Annotated in this window: 5 protein-coding genes and 1 pseudogene; 1 reads left to right on the top strand and 5 read right to left on the bottom strand. The window is 72.1% G+C overall.

Annotated elements, in window-relative coordinates:
- Nucleotides 1-262: 262 nt before the first annotated feature.
- The 4 genes from VFM98_RS13205 to VFM98_RS13220 are packed head-to-tail and all read right to left on the bottom strand — an operon-like array spanning nt 263 to nt 2,388.
- Nucleotides 263-778 carry a hypothetical protein gene (locus VFM98_RS13205; RefSeq protein WP_325110381.1) on the bottom strand — a complete coding sequence of 172 codons (516 nt, stop codon included), beginning with the start codon at nt 776-778 and terminating at the stop codon, nt 263-265.
- The gene (locus VFM98_RS13210; protein ID WP_325110382.1) at nt 775-1,197 is read right to left on the bottom strand and encodes an ExbD/TolR family protein; all 423 of its coding nucleotides are present in this window, start codon (nt 1,195-1,197) and stop codon (nt 775-777) included. Before VFM98_RS13210 ends, VFM98_RS13205 begins: the two co-directional genes overlap by 4 nt.
- A complete protein-coding gene (locus VFM98_RS13215; protein WP_325110383.1) occupies nt 1,197-1,622 on the bottom strand; it encodes a biopolymer transporter ExbD in 426 nt (141 codons plus the stop codon). Before VFM98_RS13215 ends, VFM98_RS13210 begins: the two co-directional genes overlap by 1 nt.
- A gap of 1 nt (nt 1,623) precedes the next feature.
- Nucleotides 1,624-2,388: a MotA/TolQ/ExbB proton channel family protein gene (locus VFM98_RS13220; RefSeq protein ID WP_325110384.1), complete on the bottom strand. Its 765-nt coding sequence runs from the start codon at nt 2,386-2,388 to the stop codon at nt 1,624-1,626.
- 27 nt (nt 2,389-2,415) lie between these two features.
- On the opposite strand from VFM98_RS13220, the gene VFM98_RS13225 reads away from it, so the two are divergent.
- Nucleotides 2,416-2,937, top strand: a complete 522-nt coding sequence (locus VFM98_RS13225; RefSeq protein WP_325110385.1) for an NUDIX hydrolase — start codon at nt 2,416-2,418, stop codon at nt 2,935-2,937.
- Nucleotides 2,938-2,942: 5 nt separating this feature from the next.
- Here VFM98_RS13225 and VFM98_RS13230 read toward each other — a convergent pair.
- Nucleotides 2,943-3,200, bottom strand: a pseudogene (locus VFM98_RS13230) (hypothetical protein); the annotation flags it as partial.

The following is a 3,200-nucleotide window of genomic DNA, read 5'->3' on the forward strand; positions in this document are numbered from 1 at the left end:
AGACGTGAGCGTTGGGCGTTGGGCGTTGGGCGTTGGGCGTTGGGCGTTGGGCGTTGGGCGTTGGGCGTTGGGCGTTGGGCGTTGGGCGTTGGGCGTTGGGCGTTGGGCGTTGGGCGTTGAGCGTTGAGCGTGAGGTCGGGAGCGCGAGACGCCTTGCGGCGCGGCCCGGGTAGGCTGGCGCTGGAGCGAAGCGAAAGCCCAGCGATCGGCGAGCGCAGCGAAGCTGGGCTTCCCGCGCGCTTCGCGCGCGGTCAGCACCAGCCTACGGGAGCCGGCCAGCGCCTGCACCGCGCGCCCGCGCGCATCTCCAACTCTCCTCCGCCAGCGGCAGCACGTTCAGCACCAGCACCGCGATCCCCACGACGAAGAGATAGCCGGCCGGCCACCGCGTCGGCTGCTCGCCAGCGGCCAGCACGGCGAGCAGCGCGAACAACCCCAGCGGCAGCAGCTCCATGAAGCTGTGCACCATCTGCTCGAACGGGCGGATCTCGCGCCGGGGCGCCGTGTAGCGCAGCTCCACGTACGTGGTCAGCTCGTGGGCGGCAAAGGCGGCCAGCACGATCGCCAGCAGCGCCGGCCCCGGCTGCAGCAGCGCGGTCGCCACCAGCGCGACGCCACCTTCGGCCAGCAACACCCAATGGAAGACGTTCTCCCGCAGGCCGCTGGTGCGCTCGATGCGCGTGCGCCGGTGGCAGGCCCAGTCCACCAGCCCGGCGAGGATCCACAGCGGCACCAGGCCGGCCATCAGCACGCGCTGGGCGACGTCTTCGGCGCTCACTGGGCGTACTGCTCCGTCCCCACCAGCCCGATCTTCTGCAGCCCGAGCCGCTGCGCGCTGGTGAGCGCGGCCGCCACCGGCTCGTAGCGGGCGCGCGGATGCGGCCGCAGGTGGATCTCCGGCTGGTTCGCCTCGGCCGCCGCCGCGCGCAGCTTCGCCTCCAGCGCGCCGCGGTCCGCCAGCGGCTCGCCGTTCCAGACGAAGCGCCCGGCGGCATCGACTTCCAGCTGCACGATCGCCGGCTCGACCGCTGGCCGCGGCGCCTGCCGCCCCGGCATCTCCAGCGACACCGCATTGAGCTGCACCGGGATGGTGACGATCAGCATCACGAGCAGCACCAGCAGCACGTCCACCAGCGGCGTGGTGTTGATGTCCACCAGCGGATCGGGATCGGGCTCGGCGCCGGCGCGGATGTGCATCAGCGCCCCGGCGGTTCGGTGAGGAAGCCGATGCGCGCCACGCCGGCCTGCTGCGCGGCCAGCACCACGCGGCCCACGCTCGCGTACTCGGCGCGCACGTCGCTGCGGATGTGCACCTCGGGCTGCGGCTGCATGGCCGCGATCTTCTGCAGCAGCTCCACCAGTGCGGCGCGGTCCGGCAGCGGCGTGTCGAACCAGTAGGTCGTGCCCTGCGCGTCGACGGTGATGATCACGTTCTCCTGCTGCGCGTCGACGCGCTGGTTCTGCTCGCGCGGCAGCGTGACGGCGATGGTGCTGTTCACCACCGGGATCGTGATCAGGAAGATGATCAGCAGCACCAGCATCACGTCCACCAGCGGCGTGGTGTTGATCTGTGCGATCAGCGCGTCCTCGCCGGGCTGCGCGTCGGCGTAGCGGATCGCCATGTCAGGCGCCCTTCTCGCCGCCGGCCAGCAGCACGGTGTGCAGGTCGGAGCCGAAGGCGCGCACGGTGTCCATCGCCACCTTGTTGCGGCGGACCAGCCAGTTGTAGCCCAGCACCGCCGGCACGGCGACGGCGAGGCCGATGGCCGTCATGATCAGGGCCTCGCCCACCGGGCCCGCGACCCGGTCGATCGAGGCGGTGCCCGAGGCGCCGATGCGCACCAGCGCGTTGTAGATGCCCCAGACGGTGCCGAACAGGCCGACGAAGGGCGCCGTCGATCCCACCGTGGCCAGCACCGCCAGCCCTTCCTGCGTGCGGCTGTGGACGCTGGCCACGGCGCGCTCGATGCTCTGCGCCACCCAGGTGTTGAGGTCCACCTTGCCGATCAGGCCCTCGTGCCGGCGCGTCGCCTCCAGCGCCGATTCGGCGATGAAGCGGTAGGGGCTGCCGGGGTGCAGCGCCTGCGCGCCCTGGCGCACGGTGTCGGCCTTCCAGAAGCGGGCATTGGCCGCGCGTCCGTGGCCGCCCAGGCGGCGCTGCGCCAGCAGCTTGGCGATCAGCACGTACCAGCTGGCCAGCGACATGATCGCGAGGATCACGATCGTCGCCCGCGAGACGATGTCGCCCTGGGCCCAGAGCGAGCCCAGCCCGTAGGGGTTGGCCGCGGCGGGTGGCGCCTGGATGGCGGGCAGGTTTCCCTGCGCCCAGGCCGCCAGGGACGGCAGGGCGAGCGACAGCGCGGCGACGCGAGGCAGCATGGGCCGCATTCTGGCGCAAGCCATCGATAATCGGTCATGAACAAGCGTTGGCGACCGAGCGTGACCGTGGCCGCAGTGATCGAGCGGGACGGCCGCTTCCTGATGATCGAGGAAGAGACCTCCGAAGGGTTGAAGATCAACAACGCCGCGGGCCACCTGGACCCGGGCGAGACCCCGGCCGAGGGCTGCGCCCGCGAGGCGCTGGAGGAGACGGCCTGGCACTTCCGCCCCACGGCGCTGCTGGGCGTGTACATCTCGCGCTTCCAGCGCTCCACCACGGGCGAGGACATCACCTACCTGCGCTTCGCCTTCACCGGCGAGCTGGGCGAGCACGTCGAAGGGCGCGCGCTCGACCACGGCATCGTGCGCACCCTGTGGATGACGGCCGAGGAACTGCGCGCCACCGCGGACCGCCACCGCAGCCCGCTGGTCCTGCGCTGCCTGGAGGACTACCTGCAGGGCGTGCGCTACCCGCTGGCCACCATCTATTGCGACCCGAGCATCTACGGCCCGGAGGCGCAGGGGCAGCGGCCGCAAGCGGTGCAGGAGCCGGAGTAGCGCCGCTACTTCGGACAGTTGCCCGAGAGCGCGCGGCCGATCACCGAAGGCGCGTTGAGCAGTCCGCCCACCGAGCCCTGGCGGCCGTCGCCGCGCAGGCAGTCCTGCCGTGCCGCGTCTTCCATGCCTTCGGCCAGCGGGTCGCGCGGCTTGCCGCGGCGCAGCTGCTCGTTGGCCATGTCCGCCAGGCTGCGCCGTTGCGGCGGCCGGTAGGGGCCCTGCAGCGAAGGCAGCGGCGAAGGCGGCAGGATCACCGGCGCGGG

This window comes from Ramlibacter sp. (assembly GCF_035706265.1).
GTDB lineage: Bacteria > Pseudomonadota > Gammaproteobacteria > Burkholderiales > Burkholderiaceae_C > Ramlibacter.